Origin of the sequence: Aggregatibacter sp. HMT-949 (genome assembly GCF_041734645.1) — a bacterium.
In the GTDB taxonomy this organism is placed as follows: Bacteria; Pseudomonadota; Gammaproteobacteria; order Enterobacterales; family Pasteurellaceae; genus Rodentibacter.
In genome coordinates this window covers 918,086-934,205 of record NZ_CP162010.1, presented here as the reverse complement: position 1 = coordinate 934,205, position 16,120 = coordinate 918,086, and the positions used below count along the sequence as shown (strand labels likewise).

Genomic DNA, 16,120 nt, shown 5'->3' with positions numbered 1-16,120 from the left:
ATGAGCGATTTAATCATCTACAACACCGACGACGGTAAATCTCACGTTGCTTTATTAGTTGTTGAAAATCAGGCTTGACTGACCCAAAATCAGCTTGCCGAACTTTTTGACACCTCTGTACAAAATATCGCCTTACATATAAAAAATATATTAGAAGACAATGAATTAGATGAAAATTCAGTTATCAAGGATTACTTGATAACTACCCAAGATGGTAAACAATATCAAGTAAAAGATTTCAGATAGATACTGAATATTTAGAAAATGCAAAAGATCTGAAAAAGCAAAAAAATCATAATTAAGGAACATTCATGACCCAATACAAAACCATTGCCGAATCCAATAATTTTATCGTTTTAGATACCATAGATATCGTAGGGTGGGCTTTAGCCCACCAATTAACCATCATAAATAAAACGGTGGGCTAAAGCCCACCCTACAAAAACTAAAAAAGCAAAAGCATTAAGGAACCACTCATGACCCAATACAAAACCATCGCCGAATCCAACCATTTTATCGTTTTAGATCAATACAAAAAGTTTGTTGAAGAACCCAATGCAGGCTACCAAACAGAAGGGAGTCTTGAGCGTGAATTTATCCGTGATTTACAGAAGCAAGGATATGAGTATTTACAAGGACTTAATAATCACGATGAACTGATTAAAAACTTACGTATTCAATTACAACGGTTGAATAATGTTGTTTTCTCCGATGCAGAATGGCGACGTTTTTTAGAGGAGTATTTGGATAAACCCAGTGATAGTCTAATTGAGAAAACCCGTAAAATTCATGATGACTATATTTATGATTTTGTGTTTGATAATGGACGCATTCAGAATATTTATCTACTAGATAAGAAAAATCTTGCCAATAACGCCCTACAAGTCATCAATCAATTTGAGCAAACCGGTAGCTATGACAATCGTTATGATGTGACGATTTTGGTGAATGGTTTACCGCTTGTGCATGTTGAATTGAAAAAACGCGGTGTGGCTATTCGTGAAGCCTTTAATCAAATTCATCGCTACAGCAAAGAAAGTTTCAATAAAGAAAATTCGCTCTTTAAATACATTCAGATTTTTGTCATTTCTAATGGCACAGATACCCGCTACTTTGCCAATACCACCAAGCGAGATAAGAACAGCTATGACTTCACAATGAATTGGGCAACAGCGAAAAATACTCTGATTAAAGATTTAAAGGATTTTACAGAGACTTTTCTACAAAAACATACTCTGCTCAATGTGTTGGTGAATTACTGCGTGTTTGATGTTTCCGACACCCTATTGATTATGCGCCCGTATCAAATTGCCGCCACCGAGCGTATTTTATGGAAAATTAAAAGTTCTTATTTGGTTAAAAATTGGAGCAATAAAGAAAGTGGCGGCTACATTTGGCACACCACCGGCTCCGGCAAAACCCTCACCAGCTTTAAAGCTGCACGCCTTGCAACGGAATTAGACTTTATTGAAAAAGTATTCTTCGTGGTAGATAGAAAGGATTTGGACTATCAAACCATGAAGGAATACCAACGCTTTTCGCCTGATAGCGTGAATGGTTCGGAAAGTACGGCAGGATTAAAACGTAATATCGAAAAAGATGACAATAAGATCATTGTTACCACCATTCAAAAACTCAATAACCTGATGAAATCGGAAGATAAATTACCGATTTACGATAAACAGGTCGTTTTTATCTTTGATGAATGTCATCGTTCTCAATTTGGTGAAGCGCAAAAAAATCTAACAAGAAAATTTAAAAAATACTATCAATTTGGTTTTACCGGCACACCAATTTTTCCAACTAACGCATTAGGTGCTGAAACTACAGCAAGTGTTTTTGGCGTTGAACTCCACTCTTACATTATCACCGATGCAATTCGTGATGAAAAAGTGCTGAAATTTAAAGTGGATTACAATGATGTACGGCCACAATTTAAAAACATTGAAACTGAAAAAAATCTTGAAGAGCTAACAAAACTCGAGAAAAAACAAGCCTTTTTACAGCCTAAACGTATCGAGCAAATTGCCCAATATGTTTTAGACAATTTCAAACAAAAGACCCATCGTTTTAATGCGGGTAACAATGGCTTTAATGCCATGTTTGCCGTAAGCAGTGTCGATGCGGCTAAAATCTATTATGAAACGTTCAAACGGTTACAAAGTGCGATCAAAAATCCACTTAAAATTGCGACAATTTTTTCCTTTGCCGCCAATGAAGAACAAGACGCCATTGGGGATATTGCGGATGAAAGTTTTGAAGTGGAAGCGATGAATTCTACTGCCAAAGAATTTTTAAAATCAGCCATTGTCGATTACAACAACTATTTTGCGACAAATTACGATGTGGATGGTAAATCTTTCCAGAACTACTATCGTGATTTAGCCAAACGCGTCAAAAATAAAGAAGTGGATTTATTGATTGTCGTTGGGATGTTTTTAACCGGTTTTGATGCGCCGATGTTAAACACGTTATTTGTAGATAAAAACTTGCGTTACCATGGTTTGATTCAAGCTTATTCACGCACAAACCGCATTTATAACAGCACTAAAAGTTTTGGCAACATCGTGACCTTCCGCGATTTGGAACAAGACACTATTGATGCCATTACGCTTTTCGGTAAGTCCAATACACGCAATGTCGTGCTGGAAAAAAGTTATCAACAATATATGGAAGGCTTTACCGATGCCGGTGTTGCTTGCCGTGGATATGTTGATATTGTGACTGAGCTAAAAGAAAAATTTCCTGATCCAAGTGAAATTCAAACGGAAAAAGATAAGAAAGACTTTGTGAAATTATTTGGTGAATATTTGCGGGTTGAAAATATTCTGCAAAATTATGACGAATTCGCCGCTTTGCAAGCATTTCAATCACTCGATACCAGCGATGCAAAAGCCGTTGAAGCCTTTAAAGAAAGATATTATTTAACCGATGAAGCTTTTGCTGAAATGCAACCCATTAATATGCCAAGCGAACGCCGCATTCAAAATTACCGTTCGACTTACAACGATATTCGGGATTGGCTCCGTCGTCAAAAAGATGGCGAGGAAAAAGCAAAATCGACGATTGATTGGGACGATGTAGTGTTTGAAGTAGATTTATTAAAATCCCAAGAAATCAATCTGGATTACATCTTAGAATTGATTTTCGAACGCAATAAGAAAACGAAAAATAAATCTGAACTCATCGATGAAATTCGATCTATCATTCGAGCAAGCCTAGGAAACCGAGCAAAAGAAAGTTTGATTGTGGATTTTATTAATCAAACGGATTTAGATGTAATTTCAGATAAAGCAAATATCATTGAAGCTTTCTTTACTTTTGCACAACAAGAACAGAAAAAAGAAATTTCTGCATTAATTACCGAAGAAAAGCTCAATGAAACCGAGGCAAAACGCTATATTTCAGCTTCTCTTAAACGTGGTTATGCCAGCGAAAACGGGACTGATCTCAATAACGTACTGCCGAAAATGAGCCCATTAACAAACCCAAACTATCTCAAGAAAAAACAAAGTATTTTCCAAAAAGTTGCCAATCTTGTAGAAAAATTTATGGGTGTGGGTGGAACCTTTTAATAAACGGCAATATATTTATAAAACATAACATAACATAACATAAACAAGGATATAACATGATTACCATTTACGGACTCAAAAACAGCCTTTCACCACGTCGCCAAGCTATTGCAGATGTGATCTATAATTGCCTTTATCTCGGCTTGGATATTCCAAAAGGCAAACACGCCATTCGTTTTTTATGTTTAGAAAAAGACGATTTCTACTACCCTTTCGATCGTAGTGATGATTACACCGTCATTGAAATTAACTTAATGGCAGGGCGTATGGAAGGGACAAAAAAACGCTTGATCAAAATGCTGTTCAGCGAACTTGAATACAAACTCGGCATTCGCGCTCATGATGTGGAAATCACCATTAAAGAACAACCGGCACATTGTTGGGGCTTCCGTGGCATGACGGGCGATGAAGCGCGTGATTTGGATTATGATATTTATGTTTAAGAACAAGGAATAATTTATGCAGCACGACCAATTATTAGAACAACTTTATAACGGAAAAGCACTGGATAAAGCAGAAAGTGCGGTTATTTTTAACGCCATTATGCAAGGCGAATTGAATAACGAACAAATCGCCGCCATGCTCATCGCTTTAAAAGTACGTGGCGCCACCATTGATGAAATCAGCGGCGCAGTTGAGGCTTCGTTAAAAAATGCGAAACCTTTCCCGCGCCCTGATTATCCTTTTGCGGATATTGTGGGCACAGGCGGCGATGGTCAAAACACCATTAATATTTCTACCGCAAGTTGTATTACTGCCGCAGCGATGGGCGCGAAAGTCGCAAAACACGGCAATCGCAGCGTTTCCAGTAAATCTGGTGCGAGTGATGTGCTTACCGCATTAGGTGTCAACGTCAACATTCCTCCTGAAACCGCACGTCAAGCCTTAGATGAAATTGGCGTCTGTTTCTTATTTGCACAGCAATATCATTCCGGCTTCCGCCATGTAGCACCGGTTCGCGCGGCGTTAAAAACACGCACGATTTTCAATATTCTCGGCCCACTCATCAACCCTGCTCGCCCAAATTACAGCCTGCTTGGCGTGTATGCCCCTAAATTAGTTAAAACCTATGCGGAAACGGCCGTGGCATTAGGTCATGAACACACTTTTGTGGTGCACGGTTCCGGTTTGGACGAAGTGGCGTTACATGGTGAAACGCAGGTGGCAGAAGTGAAAAATGGCAAAATCCACTACTTTACTTTAACCCCGGAAGATTTCGGCTTGAAAACGCAATCCCTTGAAAGCTTACGTGGTGGCGAACCGCAAGAAAATGCCCAAATGCTGACCCCACTTTTACAAGGTAAAGGCAAACCTGAACACGCCAATGCGGTGGCGGCAAATACCGCCTTATTGTTGAAATTATTCGGTCACGATGATCTCAAACAAAATACGCAAAATGTGTTGGAAACCTTGGCAAGTGGCAAAGCGTTTGAAACATTGCAGAAATTGACGCAGTATTAATTCGTAGGGTGTGTGGATTTGTAAAATCCACGCACCATTTTGTTATTCGCGTGCGTGAAATGTATCATTTCACACACCCTACCGGAAAGGTAACATAATGATCACCCAAGACTTCTCCAAACCTATTGATTCCGCCACCGTGTTGCAAAAAATCGTTCTCGATAAAGCCGCGTGGGTAAAAGCCAAAGAAGCATCATTTCCGCTTTCGGCATTTCAAAAAAACATCACAAAATCCAACCGCTCTTTTTATGGTGCATTAGCAAAAGGTTCTCATACAAAGCCGGTTTATATTTTGGAATGTAAAAAAGCCTCCCCTTCTAAAGGGCTGATTCGTTCGGAATTTAACTTAGAAGAAATCGCCAACGTGTATAAACATTATGCGTCCGCCGTTTCTGTTTTGACTGACGAAAAATACTTCCAAGGGAATTTTGAATTTTTGCCGCAAGTGCGCAATATCGTCAGCCAGCCGGTGCTATGCAAAGATTTTATGATCAGCGAATATCAGGTTTATCTCGCACGTTATTATCAAGCCGATGCGATTTTACTCATGCTTTCCGTGGTAAATGATGAAACCTATCGCGTGCTTGCCGATCTCGCTCATTCCTTAGACATGGGCGTGCTGACCGAAACCAGCAACGAAGAAGAATTTGAACGCGCCCTTGCGCTCGGTGCAAAAATTATCGGTGTGAATAATCGTGATTTACATGATTTAAGCGTGGATTTAAATCGCGTGGTAAAACTCACGGAAAAATATGCCGATCGCATTCCTGCTGATGTGCGTATTATCAGCGAATCGGGCATTTACAATCACCGCCAAGTTCGTCAATTACAAAAAGTTGCGCACGGATTTTTAATCGGCAGCAGCTTAATGGGAAGTCGTGATTTAAATAATGCGGTTCGCGCCGTGATTTTCGGGGAAAACAAAGTATGCGGTTTAACGCGCGCGCAAGATGTCAAAACCGTTTACGAAAACGGTGCACTTTACGGCGGATTAATCTTCGTCGAACATTCCAAACGTTGCGTGAGTTTACGTCAAGCGCAAGAACTTGTGACTGCTGCGCCCCTTCGTTTTGTGGGCGTATTTCAGAATCAAGAAATTGATTTTATTGTGAAAATCGCCCGGCAATTACAACTTTACGCGGTGCAGCTGCATGGCTCGGAGAGCACCGAATTCAGCACCGCATTGAAAGCCCGATTAGGAGGCCTCTGTCAAATTTGGAAAGCGGTTTCGGTGAATACAGAAACCCAAAACGCGATTGATTTTGCCGATGATTTGAATGTCGAGCGTTACATCTTCGACAGTCAAACCGCCGGACAACAAGGTGGCACCGGCAAAACATTCGATTGGTCGCTGATTCCTGAAAACCTAAAACACAAAATTATTTTGGCCGGAGGAATTTCGCCGGATAATGTGGAGCAAGCCATTCAGCAAGGTTGTTTAGGTGTGGATCTGAACTCCGGTGTGGAGAGTTCGCCGGGTGTAAAAGACAAAGCCCAAATACATTTAGTTTTTCAGAAAATTTTCGCTTAAATCGCATTTGAATATTTGCTGAAAGAAATTAACGAATTTGTTGAACTCTTAAAATAGCACCGCATTGGAAGCAATTTCAATGCGGTGCTATTTTAAGAGTTCGATAAAAAAGAAATTATTTTGGACAAGCTTTTTATCATTCGTTGAATATTTTATGTAAATAACAATTAATCGCATTTGTGGCGACATTTTATTCATAAATTGAACATATTTTTTACAAAATATGTTTTTTCGTGATAACGATCAAATTTTTTATAATTAAATGCATATATCATTTTGCAATGACCATAAAAAATGTGTGTCTTTGGAGTGATACTATGAACAATAACGAAGGCGTTTTTTCTGCTCTTGCGGATATTTCTCGCCGTGATTTTATGAAATTATGTACCGCACTTGCAGCAACGATGGGCTTAAGCTCAAAGGCCGGTGCGGAAATGACCGCGGCGATGACTTCGCCTTCACGTCCTCCTGTGTTGTGGATTGGCGCGCAAGAATGTACAGGTTGTACAGAATCGCTATTACGCGCAACCCACCCTACCGTAGAAAATCTCGTGTTAGATTTGATTTCCCTTGAATACCATGAAGTGCTTTCAGCAGCATTTGGCGAACAGGCGGAAGAAAACAAACACAATGCAATTCATAAATATCACGGTAAATATGTACTTGTGGTAGATGGTTCGATTCCATTAAAAGACGGCGGTATTTATTGCATGGTCGCCGGAAAACCTATCGTCGAACATATCCGCGAGGCGGCAAAAGGCGCAGCGGCAGTGATTGCAATCGGTTCTTGTGCCGCGTGGGGCGGCGTACCTTCAACCGGCGGCAATCCGACCGGTGCGGTAAGTCTTGCAGAATGTTTACCGAAAGGTACACCGATTATCAATATTCCGGGCTGTCCGCCAAATCCTCACAATTTCTTAGCAACCGTTGCTTACATTATTACTTATAAGAAATTACCGGCAATGGATAAGTTAAACCGTCCGTTGTTTGCCTATGATCGTTTAATTCATGAGAACTGCTACCGTCGGCCACATTTCGATGCGGGGCGTTTTGCTAAAGAGTTTGGCGATTACGGGCATCGTCACGGTTGGTGTTTGTATCACCTAGGCTGTAAAGGGCCGGAAACCTACGGCAACTGCTCTACTCTTGAGTTCTGCGATGTGGGCGGCAATAACTGGCCGGTGGGAATAGGTCATCCTTGTTATGGCTGTAACGATAAAGGTATTGGTTTTACTAAAGGTATTTTCCAGTTGGCCAACGTTGAAAATCCAACACCGCGCGTTGAAAAACCGGATGTCAATAATACCGAAGGCGAAGGTGCAAGCATGAGCGCTATTGCGTTATTAGGTGGCGCAGCCGCCATTCTTGCCGGCGTGAGCGTAGTGACGTTGCGTGAACTCAGCATCCAACATAACGCACGCAAAAAAGCCAATGCGGAACAAAACGAACGCCAACATACAGGTAAATAATGATGGATAGACGAAAATTTCTTAAAGCCGGTGTGCTTGGGGGAATCGCCTCTTCTTTGCCTGTATCCAATGCACAAGCAACAGAAGCTGTTGAGCCCATTCCCGGTGCGCTCGGTATGCTTTATGACTCCACGCTTTGTGTCGGCTGCCAAGCTTGCGTGGCGGAATGTCAGCAAGTAAATAGTACGCCGGTGAATCCGAAAGGTGAGCAAATTTGGTCAAATAATGACAAACTCACTCCCTTCACTCGTAATATCATTCAAGTTTGGTCAGACGGCGACGGACAAAATAAAGACCAAACGGAAAACGGTTACGCTTATGTGAAAAAACAATGCATGCATTGTGTCGATCCGAACTGCGTGGCGGTTTGCCCCGTTCAAGCTCTCACTAAGGACCCGAAAACCGGTATCGTGAAATACGATCCGGATATTTGCACCGGTTGTCGTTATTGCATGGTGGGTTGCCCGTTTGATGTACCGAAATATGATTACGACAATCCATTCGGTCAAATCAGCAAATGTGAACTTTGCAACCAAAAAGGCCTGGAACGCTTAGACAAAGGCGAATTGCCGGGTTGCTGTCATGTTTGTCCAACCGGTGCGATTATCTTCGGTACACGCGAAGAACTATTGGCCGAAGCCAAACGTCGTTTAACGTTGTTACGCGGTAGCCAATATGATTATCCGCGCCAACACGTGAACAGCAACGATAAATATCGCGCCACTGTACCAGCTTATCAATTCCACGTTTATGGTGAAAAAGAAGGTGGTGGTACTCAAGTACTTGCATTAAGCGGTGTGCCGTTTACTAATCTCGGCTTACCGGAATTAGATGAAGTCGCGACCGGTTCCCGCGCAGCTCACTTACAACACTTCTTATATCGTGGTTTAGCGCTACCGTTAGTAGCCCTTGCCGGCCTTACCTTTATGACTTATAAAAATATGCATGGCGATAAAATCGCCGAACGTATCGCCAAACAAAAAGAAGCGATGCGTCAAGCTCGTAAAGAAATTGAAGAAGCGGAGGACGAACATCATGAGTAATCCACGTCCGGTGGGCGGTCGTCTGATTTCTGCCGCCATTTTGTTTTTTGCGCCGTTGGCCATTATCTGCATATTGCTCATTCTAAAACGTCTGGTATTCGGTATCGGATCCGTCACCGCATTGAACGGTGGTTATCCTTGGGGTTTATGGATCGCTTTCGACTTATTGGTCGGTACCGGTTTTGCTTGTGGCGGGTGGGCATTAGCTTGGACCGTCTATATTTTCAATAAAGGAAAATATCACGGTCTTGTTCGTCCCGCGCTGTTAGCCAGCTTATTCGGTTATTCTCTTGGTGGTTTATCCATTACCATTGATATGGGACGTTACTGGCATTTACCGTATTTCTATGTGCCGGGGCAATTCAACACAAATTCCGTGTTATTTGAAACCGCATTCTGTATGACCATCTACATCTGCGTGGTGACATTAGAATTTGCGCCGGTATGGCTCGGTTTCTTTGGTTTGAAAAAATGGTTTGACAAACTCAACAAAGTGATGTTTTTCATTATTGCCTTGGGTGCCTTGTTACCGATGATGCACCAATCTTCCATGGGGTCATTAATGATTGTTGCGGGTCATAAAGTGCACGATGTATGGCAAAGTTATGAGTTGTTGCCGATTCTCTCTTTACTCACCGCCTTTATTATGGGCTTTTCCATTGTGATTTTTGAAGGTTCATTGGTAAAAGCCGGTCTTGCAGGTAAAACCCCGGATGAACGTCATTTATTTACTCAATTAGCACGGGTAACTGCCGGTTTAATTTTCTGTTTCTTAGCTGTACGTTTCGGCGAATTGATTTACCACAATAAACTTCATTTAGTCTTCGGCTTTGATAAATTGAACAAATTCGAAGCGTGGATGTTCTGGATGGAAGTTTGGTTAATGGTATTACCATTACTCACCCTTTTCCTTGGCGAGAAAAAATCCGATTCCCGCTGGTTATTTATTTCAGCATTGAGTATGTTACTTGGCGCCGCATTATGGCGGATGAACTATTCGCTGATTATGTACGATCCGGGTAATGGCTATAAATATTTTCCTTCAGCCGAAGAATTATTAATTTCAATCGGTTTTGTATCCATTGAAGTCTGTGCCTATATTTTAATTATCCGTTTATTCCCTGTTCTTCCTGTTTTCAAAGAAAAACATACAGAGGATTCCGAAAAAGTTATTGCCGAAAAAGCGGCATTCAGTAAAAAAATGAGTGGAGCTGAATAATGTCAGAAAAAAAACGCATTTCCATTGACCCGATTACTCGTATTGAAGGTCATTTACGCATTGATTGTGAAATTGAAAACGGTGTCGTCACTAATGCGTGGTCATCCGGTACCATGTGGCGAGGAATGGAAAATATCGTAAAAGGTGCGGATCCGCGTGACGCATGGATGATTATGCAACGTATTTGCGGCGTCTGCACTACCGTACACGCCATCATCAGTGTGCGTGCGGTAGAAGATGCTATCGGCGCAAAAGTACCGGTGAATGCACAGTATATCCGCAATATGATTTTAGCCGCTCATAGCATGCACGATCACATCGTCCATTTTTACCAACTTTCTGCTATGGACTGGGTGGATATTACCGCAGCGCTTCAGGCTGATCCTGAAAAAGCGGCAAATATGCTCAAAGGTATTTCGACTTGGTCATTGAATAGTGCGAACGAATTTCGCAACGTACAGAAAAAAATTCAAGCCTTAGTGGATAGCGGACAGCTCGGTATTTTCGCCAACGGTTATTTTGGTCACCCGGCAATGAAATTACCGCCGGAAGTAAATCTCATCGCCGTTGCGCACTATTTGCAAGCGTTGGAATGCCAACGCGATTGCAACCGCATTGTAGCCTTGCTTGGCGGTAAAACACCGCACATTCAAAACTTAGCCATCGGCGGTGTAGCCAACCCAATCAACTTGGATTCACAATCCGTTCTAAACTTAGAACGTTTAATGTTTGTGAAAGCCTGTATCGATCGTTTAAATGATTTCGTTACCCAAGTTTATCGTGTCGATGCGGCGGTGATTGCTGCTTATTATCCGGAATGGCTAAACTTAGGCAAAACCTCCGGAAACTATCTTTCCGTACCGGAATACCCGATTGATGGAGACAATTCTAAATTTGCATTAACCGGCGGTTATATCGAAAACTTCGACCTAACTACTTTCCGTCCGATCACCCAGCAAAAAGATGACTTTGTGGTAAAAGGCATTAAAGAAAGCGGCAAACACGCTTGGTATGAAGATGATGAAGCACTCGAACCTTGGGCCGGTTTAACCCGCCCGAAATACACCGGTTGGCAAGATGAGGGCAAATATTCTTGGGTGAAAGCTCCAAGTTTCTACGGCAAAGTGGTGGAAGTCGGTCCATTGGCTTATTTAATGTGTAACTTGGCAAGCGAAAATAAAGACACCTTAAATCATTTCAACCACATCAAAGGCTTATACGCGACCTTAACCGGCAACGAGCTTTCCGTTGATCAATTACACTCTACTCTTGGACGCATTATTGGCCGTACCGTGCATTGCTGTGTGCTAAACAACATTTTGGCGCAACAATGGCAATTGCTCATTGATAATATTGGCACCGGTGATACTGTGGCCTACTTAAAAACCGATATTCCACAAGAGGGCGAATTTAAAGGCGTCGGCTTTGGTGAAGTGCCACGCGGTATGCTTTCCCACTGGGTGGTGATTAAAAACGGTCGTATCGAAAATTATCAAGCCGTAGTACCTTCCACCTGGAATGCAGGGCCGCGTAACCAAAATGACGAAATGGGGCCTTACGAGCTTTCCATTATCGGTACGCCGGTGGCGGATCCAACCAAACCACTGGAAGTGGTGCGTACTATTCACTCCTTCGACCCTTGCATGTCCTGTGCAGTGCACGTTGTGAATACAGAAAATGGCGAAGTCACACAAATAAAGGTGCTTTAATGGCTGAAATTGCAAGAAAGCCGTTGATTTTAGGTGTCGGCAATATTTTACTGGGTGATGAAGGCGTAGGCGTACGAATCGCTCAAGCCTTAGAAAAACGTCCTGAAATCCTATCGCACTTTGATATAGTGGACGGCGGTACCTGCGGCATGGAATTGCTCGATGATATGGCAAATCGCGAGCACATTATCATCGTTGACGCGGTGCTGGCGAACAAGGCACCGGGCGAAATTATCGTATTACACGATGAGCAAGTGCCGGTATTTTTCTCACGTAAAATTTCACCGCATCAACTTGGTATTTGCGATGTGCTATCCGCCTTGAAATTAACCGACGAATTCCCGAAAAATCTGTGCTTAATTGGCATTCAACCGGAAACGCTTGAATCGCAAATCGCCTTAAGTGAAATCGTGCAAAACCAATTTCCGGCGGTTTTTGAAACGTTAGAAAAGGTTTTGAAAAACTATCAATTCTCGATAAATTTATCATAACGCTACGCCTTCCTTCCGCTTGCCCAAGCCTAAGGAAGGCATTCAATGCGGTGCTGATTCGCACTTCCGTTGCGGTCTTGTCTTAGCAGCGCCTGATAAATGAAGAACGAACACAATTAATTTATGTACCGACACGAAAAGACACTTGAAAATAGCACCGCATTGGAAGGTGTAATAACGGGTTTTGAACAGGATCCCTCTGCCCTTTTTCAATCGGCAATGGAAGCCGTCTCCAAAGAAATGCAAGATTTGCCGTTTTATCGTCACGGCATCAAATGCTATTGCCCGAAATTTGTTTTATTTGAAAACCAATGGATCGGCACGGTTGTTACGCCATGGATGTTAAGCGTTGTCATTCTGCCCGGTAAAGGGCAACAATGGCAACCGCGCGAGCTGGGCGATAAACTGACCATTCAACTGCCGTACAAATCCCTCACTTTTACGGTAAGCGGTATAGCGCAAATTCCACAATATTTGAGCTGCTCGCTTCATTCTCCACTCAATGCGGTGCTCTCCAACGCACAAGCCGTTCAGCTCGCGCAAGATTGCCTTCGTATGATTTTATCCATGCCGACAAAAACACCGAGTTTTGATCAGGATCGTCGCAGCTTGTTCCGTGCGATGGTAAAATAAGCGCAATTTTCAACAGGAGTGAATGAATTATGTGTTTAGGTGTGCCCGGTCAAATTGTCAAAATCGGCGACAGCGCGCTACAACTCGCCACCGTGGATGTATGCGGCGTGCAACGTGACGTCAATATTTCCCTCATCTGTGATGACGACCCAAAGCCTCTTCTTGGTAAATGGGTCCTCGTTCACGTCGGCTTTGCCATGAGCATCATCGATGAAGAAGAAGCCAAACAAACCCAAGAAGCCTTGCTTGCTATGAGCCAGTTAGAACATGAAGTGGGGGATTTTTTGGGGTTGAATCAGCGTTAAGAGAAAACGAAAGTGCGGCCAATTTCACAAAATTTCGAAATTATGTAGCAGTTGCACAACGCTAAAATTACCCTTGCAAAATAGCACCGCATTGGAGCCGCTTTCAATGCGGTGCTGTCGTTTGATGCAAACTCATGTTTAATTCAAATGGTTTTGTGCATTTGCTACATAATTACGAAACGTTTTTAAAATTCACCGCACAATGACACGCCCAACGCTTATTCACTTTCGTTATAACTAAAACGCCGTATATATATTTAACAATTCTTTCGTTTTTTTCTTTTGCTTTGCTAGATTTTTACCATCTTATTTCATTAGAGGAAAAACTATGCAACACCGTGATCTTTACCCCCATGAAATCTTACAAGATGTCATTGAAAAAAGTTATGCAAAATCAGAAGGACGCTTAAAAACGCTGGCGATTTTAAGCTTTTTAGGCGGTGGCTATGTCAGTTTTGGTTATATGGCCTATTTAAAAGTGGTGAGCGGCATTCCACCGGAATGGAGTGGATTAGCCACCCTGCTAGGCGCGGCAGTCTTCCCAATTTGTTTAATTTGTATTTTAATCGGCGGCGGTGAATTGGCCACTGGCAACATGATGATGGCATTAGGCCGTTTAACCAGAAGAGTGAGCTTTATGTCGGGCTTTCAGAAGGTGCAGCTGCCGCAAAAACTATCGCCATTGCCGAAGCCAAAGTGCAAATGGATTTTGGTCGAGCCTTTCTTTCCGCCATCGCCTGTAACTGGATGGTCTGTATGGGCATTTGGTTCTATTTTGGCGCGAAACAAACCTCCGGCCGAATCCTTGCCATGTGGTTTCCGGTGATGATCTTCGTTCTTGTTGGATTACAACACTTTGTCGCCAATATGTTTATTATTCCGGCAGGCATTTTTGCCGGCGCGAATGTCACTTGGCACCACTTTTTCTTTAACATGATTCCGGTCTTTCTAGGCAATGTGACCGGCGGTGCAGCATTTGTGGGTGCCTCTTACCTTTATGCCTATCGTCATCTGTTAAAAGAAGATTATTGCATTTAGCCATAAAAAATCTGCACCTCAATGGTTGGATGTTGAGTCCAACGTTTGGGGTGCAGATCATTTTTTACTTACATAATTAAATAAGAAATGTATAAAAATAGGGCAGAAATTCCGCCCTATTTTACATTTTAAAATGACCGCACTTTTTTAGCGTCGTGCTTCAAATTCAGCTAAAGCGGCATCAAATTGTTCCATCACTTTCGGATGCACCGGGGCGAACACGGAAGAGGTAATGGTGATGAAAGAACAGACCAAGAAACCTGGGACGATTTCATAGAGGTGAGATAAATCTTCCCAGCCCAAGTATTTCATTAATGGACTCCAGACCACTACGGTGATAGCGCCGGATAACATCCCCCATAATGCCGCTTTGGAGCTAATATTGCGGTTGAATAAAGAGAGGATAACAACTGGACCGAATGCGGCACCAAAACCCGCCCATGCATAGGAAACTAAGCCCATTACTTTAGAGTTTGGATCTTGTGCGATAGCGATGGCAACCACTGAGATTAACAATACCATTAAACGACCGACCCAGACCAATTCAAGGCTTGAGGCTCCTTTACGGAAGAAACCTTTATAGAAATCCTCCGTAATTGCAGCGGAGCACATTAATAATTGGGCGGACAGGGTACTCATGACCGCTGCTAAGATCGCGGATAATACGATGCCGACAATCCAAGGGTTAAACATTGCTTTACTTAACTCAATGAAAACTGCTTCTGCATTGTATAGTTCAATATTTTGGGTGGTGAAATAGGCCAATCCAAAATAGCCCACTGCAACGGCACCACCAAGGCAGAGGAACATCCAAGAAATTCCGATTCGACGGGCTTTTTCGAGAGAGGCGACAGAGTCTGCTGCCATGAAACGGGCAAGAATGTGTGGTTGTCCGAAATAACCCAAGCCCCAAGCCAATGCAGAGATAACACCGATACCGGAAACATTGTGTAACCAGTTGCTATAAGGAATACCTGTGACTGCAGATTTTGCTTCCAAAGACATTGTGATTTCATCCCAGCTGATGTTTAGCAATACCATAACCGGTGCAAGAATCAGGGCAAAAATCATTAATGAGGCTTGAATAGTATCACTCCATGAAACGGCTAAATAGCCACCGATAAAGGTATACGTAATAGTCGCTAATGCCCCTAACCAAAGTGCGGTGGAGTATTCTAAGCCTAATAAGCTTTGGAATAACTTCGCTCCCGCAACCACGCCGGAAGCGCAGTAAATGGTAAAGAAAAAGAGAATAATGCCTGAAGAAATAATTTTTAATGCTTTTTTCTGACGAGGAAAACGTTGTGCAAAAAATTCCGGTAAGGTCAGCGCATTACTATATTTCTCAGTGAAAATCCGCAAACGTCCTGCCACAACGCGATAGTTCAAATAGGCACCAACGGTTAAGCCGACAGCAATCCATGCTTCGGAAAGGCCTGATAAGAAGATAGCGCCGGGTAACCCCATTAATAGCCAGCCGGACATGTCGGAAGCACCGGCAGACATGGCGGTCACAAAACTTCCCATTTTTCGACCACCCAAAATGTAATCGTCAAAATTTTTGGTGGAACGATAGGCGTATAACCCAATGCCTAAAATAATTGCCAAATAGAGGCCAAAGGTGATGTAGATTTGCATAAAACACT

12 protein-coding genes and 2 pseudogenes are annotated in these 16,120 nt (G+C 42.5%); 13 read left to right on the top strand and 1 reads right to left on the bottom strand.

From position 1 onward, the window contains the following. The 13 genes and pseudogenes from AB3F25_RS04340 to AB3F25_RS04280 all read left to right on the top strand — a co-directional run. Nucleotides 1–240 (top strand): annotated as a pseudogene (locus AB3F25_RS04340) (hydroxyacid dehydrogenase); the annotation flags it as partial. Nucleotides 241–476: 236 nt separating this feature from the next. Beyond that, the gene (locus AB3F25_RS04335; protein ID WP_373604273.1) at nt 477–3,575 is read left to right on the top strand and encodes a type I restriction endonuclease subunit R; all 3,099 of its coding nucleotides are present in this window, start codon (nt 477–479) and stop codon (nt 3,573–3,575) included. A gap of 56 nt (nt 3,576–3,631) precedes the next feature. Further along, nucleotides 3,632–4,018: a tautomerase family protein gene (locus tag AB3F25_RS04330; protein WP_373604272.1), complete on the top strand. Its 387-nt coding sequence runs from the start codon at nt 3,632–3,634 to the stop codon at nt 4,016–4,018. Between the two features lie 16 nt (nt 4,019–4,034). Further along, nucleotides 4,035–5,036, top strand: a complete 1,002-nt coding sequence (trpD, locus tag AB3F25_RS04325) for an anthranilate phosphoribosyltransferase (RefSeq protein ID WP_373604271.1) — start codon at nt 4,035–4,037, stop codon at nt 5,034–5,036. A 97-nt stretch (nt 5,037–5,133) separates the two neighbouring features. Continuing rightward, nucleotides 5,134–6,567, top strand: a complete 1,434-nt coding sequence (gene trpCF, locus AB3F25_RS04320) for a bifunctional indole-3-glycerol-phosphate synthase TrpC/phosphoribosylanthranilate isomerase TrpF (RefSeq protein ID WP_373604270.1) — start codon at nt 5,134–5,136, stop codon at nt 6,565–6,567. Nucleotides 6,568–6,884: 317 nt separating this feature from the next. Beyond that, complete coding sequence (gene hybO / locus AB3F25_RS04315; RefSeq protein ID WP_373604269.1) at nt 6,885–8,036, top strand: hydrogenase 2 small subunit; 1,152 nt, start codon at nt 6,885–6,887, stop codon at nt 8,034–8,036. Nucleotides 8,037–8,038: 2 nt separating this feature from the next. Then, nucleotides 8,039–9,079: a hydrogenase 2 operon protein HybA gene (gene hybA, locus AB3F25_RS04310; protein ID WP_373604326.1), complete on the top strand. Its 1,041-nt coding sequence runs from the start codon at nt 8,039–8,041 to the stop codon at nt 9,077–9,079. Beyond that, nucleotides 9,072–10,298 (top strand): Ni/Fe-hydrogenase cytochrome b subunit, encoded by a 1,227-nt coding sequence (hybB, locus tag AB3F25_RS04305; RefSeq protein ID WP_373604268.1) that lies wholly within the window; start codon nt 9,072–9,074, stop codon nt 10,296–10,298. The genes hybA and hybB overlap by 8 nt, the downstream gene beginning before the upstream one ends. Further along, nucleotides 10,298–12,007 carry a hydrogenase 2 large subunit gene (gene hybC / locus AB3F25_RS04300; RefSeq protein ID WP_373604267.1) on the top strand — a complete coding sequence of 570 codons (1,710 nt, stop codon included), beginning with the start codon at nt 10,298–10,300 and terminating at the stop codon, nt 12,005–12,007. Before hybB ends, hybC begins: the two co-directional genes overlap by 1 nt. Next, complete coding sequence (locus AB3F25_RS04295; RefSeq protein ID WP_373604266.1) at nt 12,007–12,498, top strand: HyaD/HybD family hydrogenase maturation endopeptidase; 492 nt, start codon at nt 12,007–12,009, stop codon at nt 12,496–12,498. Before hybC ends, AB3F25_RS04295 begins: the two co-directional genes overlap by 1 nt. A 123-nt stretch (nt 12,499–12,621) precedes the next feature. Beyond that, nucleotides 12,622–13,131, top strand: coding sequence for a hydrogenase-2 assembly chaperone (hybE, locus tag AB3F25_RS04290; protein ID WP_373604265.1), 510 nt, complete (start codon nt 12,622–12,624; stop codon nt 13,129–13,131). 29 nt (nt 13,132–13,160) lie between these two features. Then, nucleotides 13,161–13,436, top strand: a complete 276-nt coding sequence (gene hybG / locus AB3F25_RS04285) for a hydrogenase maturation factor HybG (RefSeq protein WP_373604264.1) — start codon at nt 13,161–13,163, stop codon at nt 13,434–13,436. A gap of 328 nt (nt 13,437–13,764) precedes the next feature. Then, nucleotides 13,765–14,474: pseudogene (locus tag AB3F25_RS04280) on the top strand (formate/nitrite transporter family protein). Nucleotides 14,475–14,621: 147 nt separating this feature from the next. On the opposite strand, the gene putP reads toward AB3F25_RS04280, so the two are convergent. Next, nucleotides 14,622–16,112, bottom strand: coding sequence for a sodium/proline symporter PutP (gene putP, locus AB3F25_RS04275; protein ID WP_109103596.1), 1,491 nt, complete (start codon nt 16,110–16,112; stop codon nt 14,622–14,624). Between the last annotated feature and the right edge of the window lie 8 nt (nt 16,113–16,120).

Coding starts and splice junctions, on each gene's coding strand:
- AB3F25_RS04335 (WP_373604273.1), top strand. CDS start 477: ATGACCCAATACAAAACCATCGCCGAATCCAACCATTTTATCGTTTTA.
- AB3F25_RS04330 (WP_373604272.1), top strand. CDS start 3,632: ATGATTACCATTTACGGACTCAAAAACAGCCTTTCACCACGTCGCCAA.
- trpD (WP_373604271.1), top strand. CDS start 4,035: ATGCAGCACGACCAATTATTAGAACAACTTTATAACGGAAAAGCACTG.
- trpCF (WP_373604270.1), top strand. CDS start 5,134: ATGATCACCCAAGACTTCTCCAAACCTATTGATTCCGCCACCGTGTTG.
- hybO (WP_373604269.1), top strand. CDS start 6,885: ATGAACAATAACGAAGGCGTTTTTTCTGCTCTTGCGGATATTTCTCGC.
- hybA (WP_373604326.1), top strand. CDS start 8,039: ATGGATAGACGAAAATTTCTTAAAGCCGGTGTGCTTGGGGGAATCGCC.
- hybB (WP_373604268.1), top strand. CDS start 9,072: ATGAGTAATCCACGTCCGGTGGGCGGTCGTCTGATTTCTGCCGCCATT.
- hybC (WP_373604267.1), top strand. CDS start 10,298: ATGTCAGAAAAAAAACGCATTTCCATTGACCCGATTACTCGTATTGAA.
- AB3F25_RS04295 (WP_373604266.1), top strand. CDS start 12,007: ATGGCTGAAATTGCAAGAAAGCCGTTGATTTTAGGTGTCGGCAATATT.
- hybE (WP_373604265.1), top strand. CDS start 12,622: ATGTACCGACACGAAAAGACACTTGAAAATAGCACCGCATTGGAAGGT.
- hybG (WP_373604264.1), top strand. CDS start 13,161: ATGTGTTTAGGTGTGCCCGGTCAAATTGTCAAAATCGGCGACAGCGCG.
- putP (WP_109103596.1), bottom strand. CDS start 16,112: ATGCAAATCTACATCACCTTTGGCCTCTATTTGGCAATTATTTTAGGC.